At 69.8% G+C, this 15,055-nt stretch carries 15 protein-coding genes and 3 pseudogenes; 7 read left to right on the forward strand and 11 right to left on the reverse strand.

The window, feature by feature from the left end:
* The first annotated feature begins 1 nt into the window (after position 1).
* On the forward strand, positions 2–1,372 hold the full coding sequence (locus J7E91_RS16880) for an FAD-dependent oxidoreductase (RefSeq protein ID WP_214904838.1): 1,371 nt from the start codon (positions 2–4) through the stop codon (positions 1,370–1,372).
* A gap of 13 nt (positions 1,373–1,385) precedes the next feature.
* On the opposite strand, the gene J7E91_RS16885 is transcribed toward J7E91_RS16880, so the two are convergent.
* Positions 1,386–2,081, reverse strand: coding sequence for a TerB family tellurite resistance protein (locus tag J7E91_RS16885; protein ID WP_308376671.1), 696 nt, complete (start codon positions 2,079–2,081; stop codon positions 1,386–1,388).
* Positions 2,082–2,241: 160 nt separating this feature from the next.
* Positions 2,242–3,999 (reverse strand): 2-isopropylmalate synthase, encoded by a 1,758-nt coding sequence (gene leuA / locus J7E91_RS16890; protein ID WP_214904844.1) that lies wholly within the window; start codon positions 3,997–3,999, stop codon positions 2,242–2,244.
* Positions 4,000–4,305: 306 nt separating this feature from the next.
* Here leuA and J7E91_RS16895 point away from each other — a divergent pair, with 306 nt between their 5' ends.
* The 5 genes from J7E91_RS16895 (at position 4,306) to J7E91_RS16915 (ending at position 7,224) form a co-directional block, all read left to right on the forward strand.
* Positions 4,306–5,364, forward strand: coding sequence for a M4 family metallopeptidase (locus J7E91_RS16895; RefSeq protein ID WP_214904846.1), 1,059 nt, complete (start codon positions 4,306–4,308; stop codon positions 5,362–5,364).
* Positions 5,365–5,390: 26 nt separating this feature from the next.
* Positions 5,391–5,657: a protealysin inhibitor emfourin gene (locus J7E91_RS16900; protein WP_028813518.1), complete on the forward strand. Its 267-nt coding sequence runs from the start codon at positions 5,391–5,393 to the stop codon at positions 5,655–5,657.
* Positions 5,658–5,738: 81 nt separating this feature from the next.
* The gene (locus J7E91_RS16905; RefSeq protein WP_214904849.1) at positions 5,739–6,560 is read left to right on the forward strand and encodes a GNAT family N-acetyltransferase; all 822 of its coding nucleotides are present in this window, start codon (positions 5,739–5,741) and stop codon (positions 6,558–6,560) included.
* Positions 6,561–6,598: 38 nt separating this feature from the next.
* On the forward strand, positions 6,599–6,838 hold the full coding sequence (locus tag J7E91_RS16910; RefSeq protein WP_214904852.1) for a type II toxin-antitoxin system CcdA family antitoxin: 240 nt from the start codon (positions 6,599–6,601) through the stop codon (positions 6,836–6,838).
* A complete protein-coding gene (locus tag J7E91_RS16915; protein ID WP_214904855.1) occupies positions 6,835–7,224 on the forward strand; it encodes a DNA-binding protein in 390 nt (129 codons plus the stop codon). Before J7E91_RS16910 ends, J7E91_RS16915 begins: the two co-directional genes overlap by 4 nt.
* Positions 7,225–7,318: 94 nt before the next feature.
* On the opposite strand, the gene era is transcribed toward J7E91_RS16915, so the two are convergent.
* From era to J7E91_RS16940, 6 genes and pseudogenes are all read right to left on the reverse strand, one after another.
* A complete protein-coding gene (gene era, locus J7E91_RS16920; RefSeq protein ID WP_214904858.1) occupies positions 7,319–8,260 on the reverse strand; it encodes a GTPase Era in 942 nt (313 codons plus the stop codon).
* 86 nt (positions 8,261–8,346) lie between these two features.
* Positions 8,347–8,706: a transglycosylase family protein gene (locus tag J7E91_RS16925; protein WP_374224727.1), complete on the reverse strand. Its 360-nt coding sequence runs from the start codon at positions 8,704–8,706 to the stop codon at positions 8,347–8,349.
* A gap of 608 nt (positions 8,707–9,314) precedes the next feature.
* A complete protein-coding gene (locus J7E91_RS16930) occupies positions 9,315–9,680 on the reverse strand; it encodes a cytidine deaminase (protein ID WP_214904861.1) in 366 nt (121 codons plus the stop codon).
* A gap of 27 nt (positions 9,681–9,707) precedes the next feature.
* Positions 9,708–9,824 (reverse strand): annotated as a pseudogene (locus J7E91_RS16935) (XRE family transcriptional regulator); the annotation flags it as partial.
* A gap of 214 nt (positions 9,825–10,038) precedes the next feature.
* A complete protein-coding gene (locus tag J7E91_RS37050) occupies positions 10,039–10,257 on the reverse strand; it encodes a zinc ribbon domain-containing protein (RefSeq protein WP_308376674.1) in 219 nt (72 codons plus the stop codon).
* A gap of 64 nt (positions 10,258–10,321) precedes the next feature.
* Positions 10,322–11,197, reverse strand: a pseudogene (locus tag J7E91_RS16940) (RNA-guided endonuclease TnpB family protein); the annotation flags it as partial.
* Between the two features lie 120 nt (positions 11,198–11,317).
* Between J7E91_RS16940 and J7E91_RS16945 the strand changes: the two are divergent.
* A pseudogene (locus tag J7E91_RS16945) lies at positions 11,318–12,065 on the forward strand (MFS transporter); the annotation flags it as partial.
* Between the two features lie 126 nt (positions 12,066–12,191).
* On the opposite strand, the gene J7E91_RS16950 reads toward J7E91_RS16945, so the two are convergent.
* The 3 genes from J7E91_RS16950 to J7E91_RS16960 are packed head-to-tail and all read right to left on the reverse strand — an operon-like array spanning position 12,192 to position 15,010.
* The gene (locus tag J7E91_RS16950) at positions 12,192–13,475 is read right to left on the reverse strand and encodes a hemolysin family protein (RefSeq protein ID WP_214904864.1); all 1,284 of its coding nucleotides are present in this window, start codon (positions 13,473–13,475) and stop codon (positions 12,192–12,194) included.
* Complete coding sequence (gene ybeY / locus J7E91_RS16955; protein ID WP_214904877.1) at positions 13,472–13,969, reverse strand: rRNA maturation RNase YbeY; 498 nt, start codon at positions 13,967–13,969, stop codon at positions 13,472–13,474. The genes J7E91_RS16950 and ybeY overlap by 4 nt, the downstream gene beginning before the upstream one ends.
* A 27-nt stretch (positions 13,970–13,996) precedes the next feature.
* A complete protein-coding gene (locus J7E91_RS16960; protein WP_214904880.1) occupies positions 13,997–15,010 on the reverse strand; it encodes a PhoH family protein in 1,014 nt (337 codons plus the stop codon).
* Between the last annotated feature and the right edge of the window lie 45 nt (positions 15,011–15,055).

Consider the following 15,055-nt stretch of genomic DNA (forward strand, 5'->3'; position numbering starts at 1 on the left):
CATGCCCCGCCCCCTGAGGGTCGCGATCGTCGGCGCCGGCCCCGCCGGCATCTATGCCGCAGACGCCCTGCTGAAGTCCGACGCCGCCACCGACCCCGGGGTGTCCATCGACCTCTTCGAGCGTATGCCGGCGCCCTTCGGGCTGATCCGTTACGGCGTCGCCCCGGACCACCCCCGCATCAAGGGCATCATCACCGCCCTGCACCAGGTCCTGGACAAGCCGCAGATACGGCTCTTCGGCAACGTCGACTACCCGTCCGACATCGGCCTGGACGACCTGCGCGCGTTCTACGACGCGGTGATCTTCTCCACCGGCGCGAGCGCCGACCGGGCGATGGACATACCCGGCATCGAGCTCGACGGCTCCTACGGCGCCGCGGACTTCGTGTCCTGGTACGACGGCCACCCGGACGTGCCGCGCACCTGGCCGCTGGACGCGGAGAAGGTCGCCGTCCTCGGGGTCGGCAATGTCGCCCTGGACGTGGCCCGCATCCTCGCGAAGACCGCCGACGAACTGCTGCCGACCGAGATCCCGCCGAACGTCTTCGACGGTCTCGCCGCCAACAAGGCCCGCGAGATCCACGTCTTCGGACGGCGCGGACCGGCCCAGGCGAAGTTCAGCCCGATGGAGCTGCGCGAGCTCGACCACTCCCCCACCATCGAAGTCATCGTCAACCCCGAGGACATCGACTACGACGACGGCAGCATCGCCACCCGGCGCGCCAACAAGCAGGCGGACATGGTCGCCAAGACGCTGGAGAACTGGGCGATCCGGGACATCGGCGACCGGCCGCACAAGCTCTTCCTGCACTTCTTCGAGTCGCCCACCGAGGTCGTCGGCGAGGACGGCAGGGTCGTCGGCCTGCGCACCGAGCGGACCCGGCTCGACGGCACGGGCAACGTCACCGGCACGGGCGAGACGCACACCTGGGACGTGCAGGCCGTCTACCGGGCGGTCGGCTACCTCTCCGACGAACTCCCCAAGCTGCCCTTCGACTTCCTCACCGGTACGGTCCCGCACGAGGGCGGCCGCGTCATCGAGGCGGGCGAGCACCTTCAGTCGACGTACGTCACCGGGTGGATCAAGCGCGGTCCCATCGGCCTCATCGGCCACACCAAGGGCGACGCCAACGAGACGGTGGCGAACCTCCTGGAGGACCACCGTGCCGGCCGTCTGACCGCTCCCGCCGCGCCCGGCGAGGACGCCGTGGTGGACTTCCTCGCGGGCAAGGACGTCCCGTACACGACCTGGGAGGGCTGGCACCGCCTCGACAGCGCGGAGCGCGCGCTGGGCGCCGCCGAGGGCCGCGAGCGCGTGAAGATCGTCGAGCGCGAGGCGATGCTGCGGGCGAGCGCGGCACCTCAGGACTGAGCCGGGCGGACGTTCAGGACGGCGTACGGGCGGCCGCCAGCAGCCGGGCCGTGTCGTCCGGGCAGATCAGCAGCGCGCCGCCGACGATCGTCAGCACCTCGCGTTCGGCCGGGCTGTACGGGCCGTCGGCGAGGGCGATCCTGGCGCCCTGGAGCAGGATCGATTCGCGGCCGGCGGGGGCGAGGTGCGGGGCCAGCGGTTCGAGTGCCTCGTGCAGTTCGATGGCGAGCGCGGCGCCGCAGGGCTCGGGGGTCCCTTCGTACGCCCCGGGAAGGCGTCCGGTGTCGGCGGCGAGGGCGTCGATGAGGGTGGTGAGCTGGTCCTCGGTGCAGTCGTCGAACCCGGCGGCGCGGACGGCCGCGACGGCGGTGACTCTGACCGTACGGGAGGACGTGCCGCCCGCGGCGAGGACGGCGAGGGCGACGGTGTGGACGGCGTCGCGCAGCATCGCGGAGAAGCGGACGGTGGTGGGGTGGTCGAGCGCCTCGGTGCCGAAGTGGGTCTGGCAGGCGGCGCATTCGATGACCGGGCCGACGTCACCGCGCGGCAGCAGCGGGATGCCCAGAACGGTGAAGCGCCTGCGGCCCGTACGGCGCCGGTAGTTGCGGTCGCCGCCGCAGTCCGGGCAGAAGAAGTCACCGTCGCCGACGGTGTTCCACGCGGTGCGAATGCCCCATACGCATTGTTTCCGCCCTCGAACCAGCAGCACGTCGCACCTCCGAAACGCTCCGGCAACCCTGCCGCGTTGCCGTGATGTTAGCCACATCCGTGATGTCGCGTCAGCACCCTGTCGGCGTGAGAGACACGCAAAACGCCGGGCGTGGCCGAAAAACAGCCCGCCCGGCGTTCGGGAACCGGAGAACCGGGTCCTAGCGCGTGGCCCTGTTCACGGCCGAAACGACCGCCTTCAGCGACGCGCGCGTGGTGTTGGCGTCGATGCCGATGCCCCACAGCACCTTGCCGTCGATGGCGCACTCGATGTACGACGCGGCCTGGGCGCTCGCGCCCTCGCTCATCGTGTGCTCCTGGTAGTCCAGCAGCCTGGCGTCCACGCCGATCGCGCCCAGTGCCTCGAAGAAGGCCGAGATCGGGCCGTTGCCGGTGCCGGTCAGCACCGTGTCGACGCCGTCCACGACCGCCTCGACGGTCAGCGTGTCCTGGCCGTCCGTGTCGGTCGTCGTCTGGCCGGAACGCAGCTGGATGCGCCCCCACGCGTTCTCGGAGTTCGGCAGGTACTCGTCCTGGAAGACCGACCAGATCGCCTTCGGCGTGACCTCGCCGCCCTCGGCGTCCGTCTTGGCCTGGATGATCCGCGAGAACTCGATCTGCATGCGGCGGGGCAGGTCCAGCTTGTGGTCGTTCTTCAGGACGTACGCGATACCGCCCTTGCCGGACTGCGAGTTGACCCGGATGACCGCCTCGTACGAACGGCCCACGTCCTTCGGGTCGATCGGCAGGTACGGCACGGCCCACTCGATGTCGTCGACCGTCTTGCCGGCGGCGGCCGCCTCGGCCTCCATCGCGTCGAAGCCCTTCTTGATGGCGTCCTGGTGGGAGCCGGAGAAGGCGGTGTAGACCAGGTCGCCCGCGTAGGGGTGGCGCGGGTGGACCTCCATCTGGTTGCAGTACTCGCTGGTGCGGCGGATGTCGTCGATCTGCGAGAAGTCGATCTGCGGGTCGACGCCCTGGGAGAACAGGTTCATGCCCAGCGTCACCAGGTCGACGTTGCCGGTGCGCTCGCCCTGCCCGAACAGGCAGCCCTCGATACGGTCGGCGCCCGCCATGATCGCCAGCTCGGCCGCCGCCACCGCCGTACCCCGGTCGTTGTGCGGGTGCACGGACAGGCAGACGTACTCGCGCCGGGTCAGGTTCCGCGACATCCACTCGAAGCGGTCCGCGTGCGTGGACGGCGTGGAGCGCTCGACGGTGGCGGGCAGGTTGAGGATGATCTCCCGGCCCTCCTCCGGCTGCCACACGTCACACACCGCCTCGCAGACCTCCAGGGCGAAGTCCAGCTCGGTGTCGGTGAAGATCTCCGGGCTGTACTGGTAGCCGAAGATCGTCTCCGGGCCCAGCAGCTTGTCGGCGTACTCCATGACCAGGCGCGTGCCGTCCACGGCGATCTGCTTGACCTGCTCCTTGGAGCCGCGGAAGACGACGCGCCGGAACGTCGGCGCGGTGGCGTTGTAGAGGTGCACGGTGGCGCGCCGCGCACCGACCAGCGATTCGACGGTCCGCTCGATCAGCTCTTCGCGCGCCTGGGTGAGGACGGAGATCGTCACGTCCTCGGGGATCGCGCCCTCTTCGATGATGGAGCGTACGAAGTTGAAGTCGGTCTCGCCGGACGACGGGAAGCCGACCTCGATCTCCTTGTAGCCCATGCGTACGAGCAGGTCGAACATCTCGCGCTTGCGGGCGGGGCTCATGGGGTCGATCAGTGCCTGGTTGCCGTCGCGCAGGTCGGTCGACAGCCAGCGGGGCGCCTTGGTGATCCGGTTGTCGGGCCAGGTGCGGTCGGGGATGTCGACCGCTTCGTACGTGCCGTACTTGTGGATCGGCATCCCGGACGGCTTCTGCAGCTGCGTCGCGTTGGTGATCGGCGTGGGGCGGCCAACAGGGGCGTTCATCGCGTAGGGCTCCTCGGTGTCCTGCAAAGGGGACGGCCGACGGTGTCGCTGCAGCACCAGACTCCGCGGGGAGGGGGTCGGCCTACAACTACAGACCCTCGCCGCGGCAGCTAAGAAGGAGCAGCCCGTAACGCATGATGTGCCGCAGCCTAGCCGAGGGGAGCCGGTTTCGCCGGTCCCGTATCAGTATGCGGGACCACCCCATCAGCAACGGGCGAGTAACGGGCGAAAGTGATCCATCACTCGATTTCGTCAATCATGGTCGCAACTAGTGACAGCGCAGTGACGCGGTGCCACATTGCGGCCATGAAGGCCACCCATCCCGTGTTCTGCACCATCGTGCCGCCCCACGTCCTCGACAAGCTCGCCCAGGCCGACGACCCGGCGCTCGCGGGCCCCGCCCGCCGGACCCTCGAAGCGGACGCCGCCCAGCGCACCCACCGCCGGCTGACCACGGTCCTCGGCGCCCCGCCGGCCGCCCGGCCGGCGGACGCGGCCGGCGACAAGCCGCACCGCACCCTCTACGACGCGCAGCACCGCCAGGAACTGCCGGGCGTCAAAGTGCGCGGCGAGGGCGACGAGCCCGGCCAGGACGCGACTGTCAACCGGGCGTACGCGGGCCTCGGCGCGACCTTCGATCTCCTCCTCAAGGCCTTCGGGCGCAAGTCCGTCGACGGGAACGGTCTGCCGCTCGTCGCGAGCGTCCACTACGGCGAGAACTACGGGAACGCCTTCTGGGACGGACAGCAGATGGTCTTCGGCGACGGCGACGAGATCTTCCGCGACTTCACGCTGCCGGTGGACGTCATCGCCCACGAGCTGGCCCACGGCCTGACGCAGTACACGGCCAACTTCACCTACTTCGGCCAGCCCGGCGCGCTCAACGAATCCGTGTCCGACGTCTTCGGCTCCCTGGTCAAGCAGTACGTCAACGACCAGACCGCCGACCAGGCCGACTGGCTGATCGGCGCGGGCCTGCTGGCCGAGCGCGTCACCGGGGTGGCCCTGCGCTCCATGAAGGCGCCCGGCACGGCGTACGACGACGACGTACTCGGCAAGGACCCGCAGCCCGCGACGATGGCCGACTACGTCCGTACCGGCAGGGACAACGGCGGTGTCCACATCAACTCCGGCATCCCCAACCGCGCCTTCTACCTGCTAGCCACCGCCCTCGGCGGCAAGGCGTGGGAAGGAGCGGGACAGATCTGGTACGACACCCTGACCGGCGGGGGTCTCCAGGTCGACGCGAGCTTCACCGACTTCGCGCGGGCCACCGTGGCGGCCGCGCACGCCCGTTTCGGTGACGGCGAGGAGCAGGAGGCTCTGCTGAAAGCGTGGTCCCAGGTCGGGGTGCCTACCGGCTGAGCCGTATCCGTACTAGAACGGGACCCATGCGAATTGGGGTAAGGCGTACGGGCGGATTCGCCGGGATCGAGCGATACGCCGAGGTGGACACCTCCGGACGGCCCGACGCGAGTGAGTGGCAGGCCCTGGCCGAGGAGGCGGTCGCCGCCGGCCGGGGCACGCCGCCGATCGGCGTGCCGGACGGATTCAGCTACCAGATCACGGTCGACGGGAAGACCGTCTACTGCGCGGACCCACGGCTGACCGAGGCTCAGAGCAAGCTCATCTCGCAGGTCTTGACGGAAGGGGCCTGAACGCCTGGAACTGAACGGCCGGAACTGAACGCCCGGAAAAAGAAGGGGCGTGCGGGGTCCACCGGATGATGGGATGCGCGGATGACTTCCGCCACCACTGACATCCTCACCCGGCTCGAGCGCTACTACGACGCCGTACCGCGCACCGGCGCCCGCGCCGAGGACTTCGGCCCGCTGACCCTCTTCGTGCAGACCGGCTCGGGCCACCCCTACTACGCCCGGCCGACGTTGGGGTGGCCCGGCGCCCCGGTGACCGCCGCCGATGTCGAGCGGGTCGGGGCGCGCCAGCGGGAGCTGGGGGTGCCGGAGGCGTTCGAGTGGGTACCGGAGACGACGCCGGGCCTGCGGCGGACGCTGGAGGAGACGGGGCTGGCGACGCGGGAGCGTCCGCTGATGCTCCTGAAGGACGACGGACTCGCCCCGCCCCCGAACTCCCTGGTACGCCTCCTCAGCGTCGACGATCCGGCGCTGCCCGGCGCCCTCGCCGTCCCGTACCTCGCCTTCGCCGACCTGGGTACGGCGGTGGGGCAGGCCGGACCCGCCGAACTCGCCGCCGTGATCGAGGCCCGGAAGGCCGAGGGCGACGGCTCGGTGGAAAGGGTCGCGGACCGGATCCGGGCCGGCCGGTCCGTCGTCGCGGCGGCCGTGGAGGACGGCGTGGTGCTCTGCGCGGGCCAGCACCTGCCGGTGGGCACGGCCACCGAGATAGTCGGCGTCGGCACCCTGCCGTCGGCCCGGCGCCGGGGCCTGGCGGTAGCGGTCACGGCGGAACTGGCCGCGGACGCACGCGCCCACGGCATCACCACGGTGTTCCTCACCGCGACAGACGACGCGGTCGCGCGCGTCTACGCCCGGGCGGGCTTCCGGCGCATCGGAACGGCGATGGAGGCGTCCGCGGAATAGGACCGGCCGAGGCGGCCATACCACGGTATGGTAGCTGTATGGCCACCAAGAAGATCACCATCTCGCTTCCCGAAGAACTCGTGGAATCGGCCCGGGGGCTCACGGACAACCTGTCCGGTTACGCCGCGGAAGCCCTCGCCCGCAGGATCCGCAATGACCTGCTCGCCGAGGAACTGCGTCGGTACGAACGTGAGCACGGCGCGTTCACCGACGAAGAGCGCGCTCAGGCCGACGCGCTCCTGCACGGCACCGGCACCGCGCGCGAGGAAGCGGCGTGACGACCCTTGTCCTCGACTCCCAGGGCCTGTCCGCCTGGATCGCCGGCGACCGCAAGGTGACCGCGCTCGTCGACTCGGCACAGCGCAGCGAGACCGGCCTGGTCATCAGCGCCAACACGATCATCGAGGTCACGCACGCGAAGACCCGCATGGATCGGTTGGTCTGGCTGCTCTCACTCGTCAAGGTGGAACCCGTGACCGAACAGAGCGCAAAGGCCTCGGCTCGGCTGCTCAAGGACGCCGGGCTGCACGGCCACAAGTACGCCATCGACGCCACTGTCGCCGAAGCGGCCCTCCGGCAGCCAGGGCCAGTCACGATGCTGACATCGGACCTCGACGACATGACGAAGCTCTGCGGCAGCCGGATCCGGCTCATCGCCGTCTGACGCTTCTCGCCCACGCCCAGCACCCGATGCCCGACGGCTGTCGGCGTCGGAACCGGCGGCGTCGGCCGCCGCGCTCAGGATCCGACGGTCCGGCTCAGAAGCCGAGCTTGCGCAGCTGCTTCGGGTCGCGCTGCCAGTCCTTCGCGACCTTCACGTGCAGGTCCAGGAAGACCGGGGTGCCCAGTAGCGCCTCGATGTGCTTGCGCGACTTCGTGCCGACGTCCTTCAGGCGTTGCCCCTTGGGGCCGATGATGATGCCCTTCTGGCTGGGGCGCTCGATGTAGACGTTCGCGTGGATGTCGAGCAGCGGCTTGTCCGCCGGGCGGTCCTCGCGCGGCAGCATCTCCTCGACGACGACCGCGATGGAGTGCGGCAGCTCGTCCCGTACACCTTCGAGCGCGGCCTCGCGGATCAGCTCCGCCACCATCACCATCTCGGGCTCGTCCGTGAGGTCACCCTCGGGGTAGAGCGGGGGGCTCTCCGGGAGCAGCGGGACCAGCAGGTCGGCGAGGAGCGAGACCTGCTTGTCGCCGACGGCGGACACCGGGACGATCTCCTGCCACTCGAAGCCGAGCTCCTTGGAGAGCTGGTCGATGGCGATGAGCTGCTCGGCGAGCTGCTTGGAGTCGACGAGGTCGGTCTTGGTGACGATCGCGACCTTCGGCGTCTTCTTGATTCCCGCGAGTTCCTTGGCGATGAACTTGTCGCCGGGGCCGAGCTTCTGGTCGGCGGGCAGGCAGAAGCCGATCACGTCGACCTCGGCCCAGGTGGTGCGTACGACGTCGTTGAGACGCTCGCCCAGCAGTGTGCGCGGCTTGTGGAGGCCGGGGGTGTCCACCAGGATCAGCTGCGCTTCGGGGCGGTGCACGATGCCGCGCACGGTGTGGCGCGTGGTCTGCGGCCGGCTGGAGGTGATGGCGACCTTCTGGCCGACCAGAGCGTTCGTCAGGGTGGACTTGCCCGCGTTGGGGCGGCCGACGAAGCAGGCGAAGCCGGCCCGGTGGGGGGCCTCGGAAGACTGGGTGCGAGCGCTCATGCGTGCCATTCTCCCCGATGTACGCCGCCGGGCCGACCAGTGCCGGCCCGGACGTCACGCGGGGAGAGCGGGAAAGGCCGCGGCTGTCAGAGTCCGGCCTTGGCGCCGCACACCGGCCAGGCGCCGATGCCCTGGCCCTGGAGGACCTTGTCGGCGACCGCGGCCTGCTGCTGCGGGGTGGCCTGGTGGGCGCTCGGTGCGTACTGGGTGCCGCCGTACGCGCTCCAGGTGGACTGGGTGAACTGCAGACCGCCGGAGAAGCCGTTGCCGGTGTTCGCGTTCCAGTCGCCGCCGGACTCGCACTCCGCGACCGCGGACCAGTCGGCGGCCGGGGCGGCGGACGCGGTGCCGGTACCGGCGAGAACCAGCATGCCGGTGGCTCCCGCGGCGACGAAGGAACCGGTGACGCGGCGGCGGAGGGCGGTGCGGGTCAGGGAGGAGAACACGTGGGGTGACCTTTGTTCGGGGGCGGGGGCTGCCCTGGGGAGCGGGGCTCCCTGCTGGGCATGTCCTCCACCGTGGCAGCGCGGGGCGCCCGGATCCACGGTCCTTCGGGAGGGCCCGGGGGCCTTCCGGCCCACCCCCTTGACGCCTTCCGCGCGGGCCGGAAGGCCCGGGCCGAAGGTCCCCCCGGCTGCGGCGGGGCGGGCATCGCGCCGGGCCCGCCCACGCCCGCTCCGGGGGCCGCCCGGCCCGCCGCCCCCGTGGCGTGCCCCTCGTCACACGAGACCAGCGTCACCCCGCCCCGGCCCCTGCGGGGCTAATCCCCTACCCGCCCCTTCCCGAAGCTGGGGGCAAGCCCCCAGACCCCCCGGACGCCCTCCGGGCGTGTCCTCAAACGCCGGACGGGCTGGATGGTTGCCGCGAGGCGGGGCCAAGTCCTGTGGCCGGGGCCGCAAGGACTCGCCCCTGCCCGGCATCCTCCAGCCCCTCCGGCGTTTGAGGAGCGGGGCCTGGGGCGGAGCCCCCCGCGGCGGAGCCGCAAATGTCACGGCCGGGAAGGGGCGGGTCGGGGAAAGCTCCGCGCAGCGGCACAAACCCGTAACGCCCGCGCTCAGTCGCCCGCCGGCACGCTCCGCCGCAGCGCTCCGTCCGGCCCCGCCACCAGGACCGGCGTCTCGGGGCCGCCCAGGTCGCGGACGGCCGCGCGGTCCTCCGCGGAGACGGAATCCGCCGCCGTCACCACCGCTGCCGCCTCCAGCGACTTCGCCCCGCTCGCGACCGCCATCGCCACCGCCGTGCGGAGCGCGCTCAGCTTCAGCGAGTCGAGATCCACCGTGCCGGCGACGTACGTCCGGCCTGTCTCGTCCCGCACGGCCGCCCCCTCCGGCACCCCATTGCGCGCACGCGCACTGCGCGCCAGCGTGATGATCTTGCGGTCCTCGGGGTCGAGTTCGGTGCTCGGCGTGGTCTCAGTCATGTCCAGAGCATAGGGAGCGCACCAGGGTCAGCCCGCGACCGGGTACATCGAGCCGCGCCGCCCCTCCGGCGAGGCCAGCCACTCCAGCTTCGCCGCCGTGTCCGCTTCCGGAAGCGCCGTGTGCAGCACGATCGTCAGGTCAGGTCAGGTCAGGTCAGGTCAGGTCAGGTCAGGTCAGGTCAGGTCAGGTCAGGACGCGCAGCTGGTGCGCGACCCCGCCAAGTTGAACCTGCTCGTGCTGCGCACGGTGCAGTTGATCGCGTTTCGACTTCTCCGTAGTCAGCTACCCGGCCGTGAACGGCCGGGCTTGCGGCTCGGGTCATCGATGGCTTCGACGAGGCCCCGCCGCGTCCAGTCCTTACGCAATGAGCGTGAGGACAGGGGCCCGTGACTCGGCCCCGCGGACCCACAGCCACCATCCGCGGGCGGCGATGTTGTGGGACGAGTTGCGGTCTGCGTGATCAACGAATCCGCAGGCCCGGCAAATGAACACCGCCTGGTTCGGGCGGTTGTGTCGGTGAGTGTGATGGCACTGGGAGCACTCCTGGCTGGTATACGCCGGATTCACGTACACCACCGGCCCCGGCCCGCTTCGCCTTGTAGGCGATGAACGATCCCAACTGGTGGAAGGACCAGGAGTGCAGCGTGGCGCGTTGGGGCTTTCTCAGCCGTGCCCGCTTACGGATCCCGCCCAGGTCTTCCAGGGCGATCCCGCGTCCGGTGCGTTCAGCCTCCGCCACGATGTGCTTGGCAATCTTGTGGTTGATGTCGCGGGCCCGCCGTGCTTCCTTGCCCGCGTGCTTCTTCGCCCGCCGCCTGGCAGACTTCGTGCCCTTCTTCTGCAACTTGCGCCGCAGCGTCCGGTCCTGCTCGCGGCGGCGGTTCATCCGCCGCCCGCTGTGGCGGGAACCCTCAGAGGTGGTGGCGATGTTCACGATCCCCAGGTCCACCCCGACGAACCCGGCCGGGTGGGTGTTCAGCCTCGCCTCGGGAATCTCGCAAGTCGCCAGGAGGAACCATGCGCCGTTCTGACGAATTAGATCGGACTCACCCTTGCGGCAGCGGGCCAGCACCTCAAGCTGCTCGGCCTGGCCAGTAAATGCCACGCCCTTCAACCGGCCTGCCGTGGTCCAGATCGATACCGTGCGCGTCTCGTGCTGCCAGGACAGCATCCGGTCGTCATACGGCTGGGCCGAATCCTCACGAAACACGACCGGCTTGCCCGTCGCCTTCTCATATCGCTTGGTGCCGGGCCGGCCAAGGTTCCCGGCCTTCACATTCGCCCGTAGCGTGGTGTACGCGTCACACGTCTTCTTGATCACATGCTGGGCCGCCTGTGCCCCCAGTCCCCACCTGCACTTGACCACGGTGTAGGTCTGCTCCCGCAGTGTCCGGTTGCGGGTGACGCCGGTAGCAAAGGCGGTGGCGGACACATGATTGGCGGCCTCGTTGCAGACGTGCAGGGTCGCCTCAAGCGCCGCCGCCTGCACGGGCGTCGGCAGCAGCTTCACCCGCATCACCAGCTTCACGAACGCGACCCTAATCGCTCACCCTCGCCCCGGGCCCACGATCTCCGGGACCCACCAGAACCGACTACCCATAGCACACTCATTCGCATACGATTCTTTTGGATGGGTCTCACCGGCAACCTGCTCGCACTGATCCACTCCCTGTCGACGGCGGCCGAGCGCGGCTTCGGAGGCGCGGACGTCCTGGTGGCACGCGTCGCGGGCTCGCCCTCTTCGCCGCCTTCGTGTACGTCGAGTCCCGTGCCGCAGCGCCGCTCGTCTCGCTGCCGATGCTGTGGCGCCGCACGGTCGCCTGGGGCATCTCGGCGGCCTGGTGACCTTCTCGATGATGAGCACGGTCGTCTTCGTACTCACTCTCTATCTCCAGGAAGTGCTCAAGCTCTCCGCCCTGCAGACCGGTCTGGTCTTCGGCGTCCAGGGTGCGCTGTCGGCCGTCGCCGGTACGTACGCCCCGAAGGTCATCGGCCGCATAGGCGCCCGCCGCACCCTCGTCGGCTCGCTGCTCGGTCAGGGCGTGCTCGTCGGAGCCCTGCTGGGCATCGGCACCGGGTCGGGCGCTCTGCTGGCCACCGCCGCCGTCTCGCTGGCCAGCATGTGCCACCTGGGGGCGATCATCTCGTACGGACTCATCGTGACATCGGGTGTGCCGGACGAGGAGCAGGGGCTGGCGACCGGTCTGGTGACCACGACGCAGCAGGTCGGCCTCACCGTGGGCATTCCGCTGCTCGGTGTGCTGGCGACGACGCAGGGCGCTCTCTTCGACGGCGTACGCACCGTGCTCGCCGTGGACGCGGTGATCGTGGTGGTGGCGGCGGTCCTGGTGGGTGTGGGCCTGCGGAACCGGCGCGGCGCCTGAGCCCCGCGTCAGGCCCGGCCGAGCCGCAGGCGTTCCGCCTGGGCGAGGCGGGCCGCCACCAGGTCGTACGCGTCCCCGATCAGCTCCCGGACCATGCGGTCCGGGAGCTTCCCGGCGACGGCGGCGTCATGCCGCCTCCTTCTCCTCCGGCTCCACCAGTACCGTGACGATCTTGTTCCGGCGGCCGGCCGGGGACTCCGCGGTCAGGCGCAGCGCGCGCCCGTCGGGCAGGTCCACCGTCGCGTGCGCGCCCGCGATCGGGACCCGGCCGAGGGCCTTGGCGAGCAGGCCGCCGACCGTTTCCACGTCCTCGTCGTCGAACTCGTCGAAGCCGAAGAGCTCGCCGAGGTCACCGATGTCGAGCCGGGCGGTCACGCGGTAACAGCCGTCGTCGAGCGGCTCGACGGGCGGCAGTTCACGGTCGTACTCGTCCGTGATCTCGCCGACGATCTCTTCGAGGATGTCCTCGATGGTGACGATGCCGGCGGTGCCGCCGTACTCGTCGATGACGACGGCGACGTGGTTGCGCTCCTGCTGCATCTCGCGCAGCAGGTCGCCCGCGTTCTTCGTGTCGGGTACGAAGACGGCGGGGCGCATCGCGGTGGAGACCAGGTCGGCCTCGGAGTCGCGGTTGATGTGGGTCTTCCTGACGAGGTCCTTGAGGTAGACGATGCCGACGATGTCGTCCTCGTTCTCGCCGGTCACCGGGATACGGGAGAAACCGGAGCGCAGGGCGAGCGTGAGGGCCTGGCGGATCGTTTTGAAGCGCTCGATGGAGACCAGGTCGGTCCTGGGGACCATGACTTCGCGTACGAGGGTGTCGCCCAGCTCGAAGACGGAGTGCACCATGCGGCGCTCGTCGTCCTCGATCAGGGACTCCTGCTCGGCCAGGTCGACCATGGCGCGCAGCTCGGCCTCGCTGGCGAAGGGGCCCTTGCGGAAGCCCTTGCCGGGGGTGAGCGCGTTGCCGAGGAGGATGAGCAGCTGCGGGACGGGGCCCATGACGCGGGCGAGCGGCAGCAGGACGTACGCGGACGCGGTCGCCGTGTTCAGCGGGTGCTGGCGGCCGATGGTGCGCGGCGAGACGCCGACGGCGACGTACGAGACGAGGACCATCACGCCGATGGCGATGGTCAGCGCTTCCCAGGTCTCGTCGAACTCGCGCAGGCAGGCGTACGTGACGAGGACGCCTGCGGCCATCTCGCAGGCCACCCGTATCAGCAGGGCGACGTTCAGGTAGCGGACCGGGTCGGAGGCGACCTGGACCAGCTTGGTGCTGCCGCGCCGGCCGGCCCGCAGAGACTCGGCGGCCCGGAAGCTGGAGACGCGGGCGATGCCCGCCTCCGCGCAGGCCGCGAGCCACGCGACGACGACCAGCAGGACGGCGCCCGTGATCAGTTGGGCGGTCATGAAACGGTCGGCGCGGGGGACGGACCGGTCAGGCCCTTCTCCGACCGCCAGCCGTCGACGATCGCCGCCTGGAGGCCGAACATCTCGGCCTTCTCGTCCGGCTCCTCGTGGTCGTAGCCGAGCAGGTGCAGCACGCCGTGGACGGTGAGGAGCTGGAGTTCCTCGTCCATGGAGTGCTGCGTCTGTGCTTCCTCGCCCTGCCTCTTGGCGACCTCGGGGCAGAGCACGATGTCACCGAGGAGCCCCTGCGGGGGCTCCTCGTCGTCCTTGGACGGCGGACGCAGTTCGTCCATCGGGAAGGACATGACATCGGTCGGTCCGGGGAGGTCCATCCACTGGATGTGGAGCTGCTCCATGGCGGCCGTGTCCACGACGATCACCGAGAGTTCGGAGAGCGGGTGGATCCGCATCCGGGTGAGCGCGTAACGGGCGATGTCGAGAATCGCCTGCTCGTCGACCTCGGTGCCGGATTCGTTGTTGACGTCGATCGACATGGTGCTGGATCTACCCCTGCTTCAAAGTCACAGCCCGTTTTGGCTGTCGTCGTACTTCTGGTACGCGTCGACGATACGGCCGACCAGCTTGTGCCGTACGACATCCTCCGACGTGAGGCGGGAGAAGTGCACGTCGTCGAGACCCTCCAGGATGCCCTGGACCTGGCGCAGGCCGCTCTTGGTTCCGCCGGGCAGGTCGACCTGGGTGATGTCTCCCGTGATGACGATCTTCGAGTCGAAGCCGAGCCTCGTCAGGAACATCTTCATCTGCTCGGCGCTGGTGTTCTGCGCCTCGTCCAGGATGATGAACGCGTCGTTCAGCGTCCGGCCTCGCATGTACGCCAGCGGGGCCACCTCGATCGTCCCTGCGGCCATCAGGCGCGGGATCGAGGCGGGGTCGAGCATGTCGTGCAGGGCGTCGTAGAGCGGCCGCAGGTACGGGTCGATCTTCTCGTAGAGCGTGCCGGGCAGGAAGCCGAGCCGCTCGCCCGCCTCGACGGCGGGCCTGGTCAGGATGATCCGGGTGACCTGCTTGGACTGCAGGGCCTGGACCGCCTTGGCCATGGCGAGGTAGGTCTTGCCCGTACCGGCGGGGCCGATGCCGAAGACGATGGTGTGCTTGTCGATGGCGTCGACGTACCGCTTCTGGTTGAGCGTCTTGGGGCGGATGGTGCGACCGCGGCTGGAGAGGATGTTCTGCGTGAGCACCTCGGCCGGGGTCTCGGTGACGGCTTCCGCGCCACTGCCGTTCCCGTTCGCTCTGAGCATGGCGATCGAGCGTTCCAAGGCGTCCTCCGTCATCGGCAGTCCGGTGCGGAGCACCAGCATCATCTCGGCCAGCAGGCGCTGGATCAGTGCGACCTCTGTGGGGTCGCCGACCGCGCTGACCTCATTCCCCCGGACGTGGATGTCCACGTCGGGGAAGGCGTTCTCGATCACGCGCAACAGGGAATCGCTGGAGCCCAGAACCGTCACCATCGGGTGTCTGTCCGGCACGGTGAACTGGGCGCGGGCCTGCGGCTGTGTGGGTGTCTGAGTCATGGGCCGGCACTGTGGCCTGCACATACCTCCTGTTGCAGGGTTCTC

The sequence above is a fragment of the Streptomyces sp. ISL-99 genome, assembly GCF_018614005.1.
In the GTDB taxonomy this organism is placed as follows: Bacteria; Actinomycetota; Actinomycetes; order Streptomycetales; family Streptomycetaceae; genus Streptomyces; species Streptomyces flavidovirens.

Excerpts from the sequence above, each read along its gene's own strand:
- J7E91_RS16880 (WP_214904838.1), top strand. The coding sequence starts at position 2 with ATGCCCCGCCCCCTGAGGGTCGCGATCGTCGGCGCCGGCCCCGCCGGC.
- J7E91_RS16960 (WP_214904880.1), bottom strand. The coding sequence starts at position 15,010 with ATGACTCAGACACCCACACAGCCGCAGGCCCGCGCCCAGTTCACCGTG.
- J7E91_RS16900 (WP_028813518.1), top strand. The coding sequence starts at position 5,391 with ATGCGAATTGGGGTAAGGCGTACGGGCGGATTCGCCGGGATCGAGCGA.
- J7E91_RS16950 (WP_214904864.1), bottom strand. The coding sequence starts at position 13,475 with ATGACCGCCCAACTGATCACGGGCGCCGTCCTGCTGGTCGTCGTCGCG.
- ybeY (WP_214904877.1), bottom strand. The coding sequence starts at position 13,969 with ATGTCGATCGACGTCAACAACGAATCCGGCACCGAGGTCGACGAGCAG.
- era (WP_214904858.1), bottom strand. The coding sequence starts at position 8,260 with ATGAGCGCTCGCACCCAGTCTTCCGAGGCCCCCCACCGGGCCGGCTTC.
- J7E91_RS16895 (WP_214904846.1), top strand. The coding sequence starts at position 4,306 with ATGAAGGCCACCCATCCCGTGTTCTGCACCATCGTGCCGCCCCACGTC.
- J7E91_RS16930 (WP_214904861.1), bottom strand. The coding sequence starts at position 9,680 with ATGACTGAGACCACGCCGAGCACCGAACTCGACCCCGAGGACCGCAAG.
- J7E91_RS16905 (WP_214904849.1), top strand. The coding sequence starts at position 5,739 with ATGACTTCCGCCACCACTGACATCCTCACCCGGCTCGAGCGCTACTAC.
- J7E91_RS16910 (WP_214904852.1), top strand. The coding sequence starts at position 6,599 with ATGGCCACCAAGAAGATCACCATCTCGCTTCCCGAAGAACTCGTGGAA.
- leuA (WP_214904844.1), bottom strand. The coding sequence starts at position 3,999 with ATGAACGCCCCTGTTGGCCGCCCCACGCCGATCACCAACGCGACGCAG.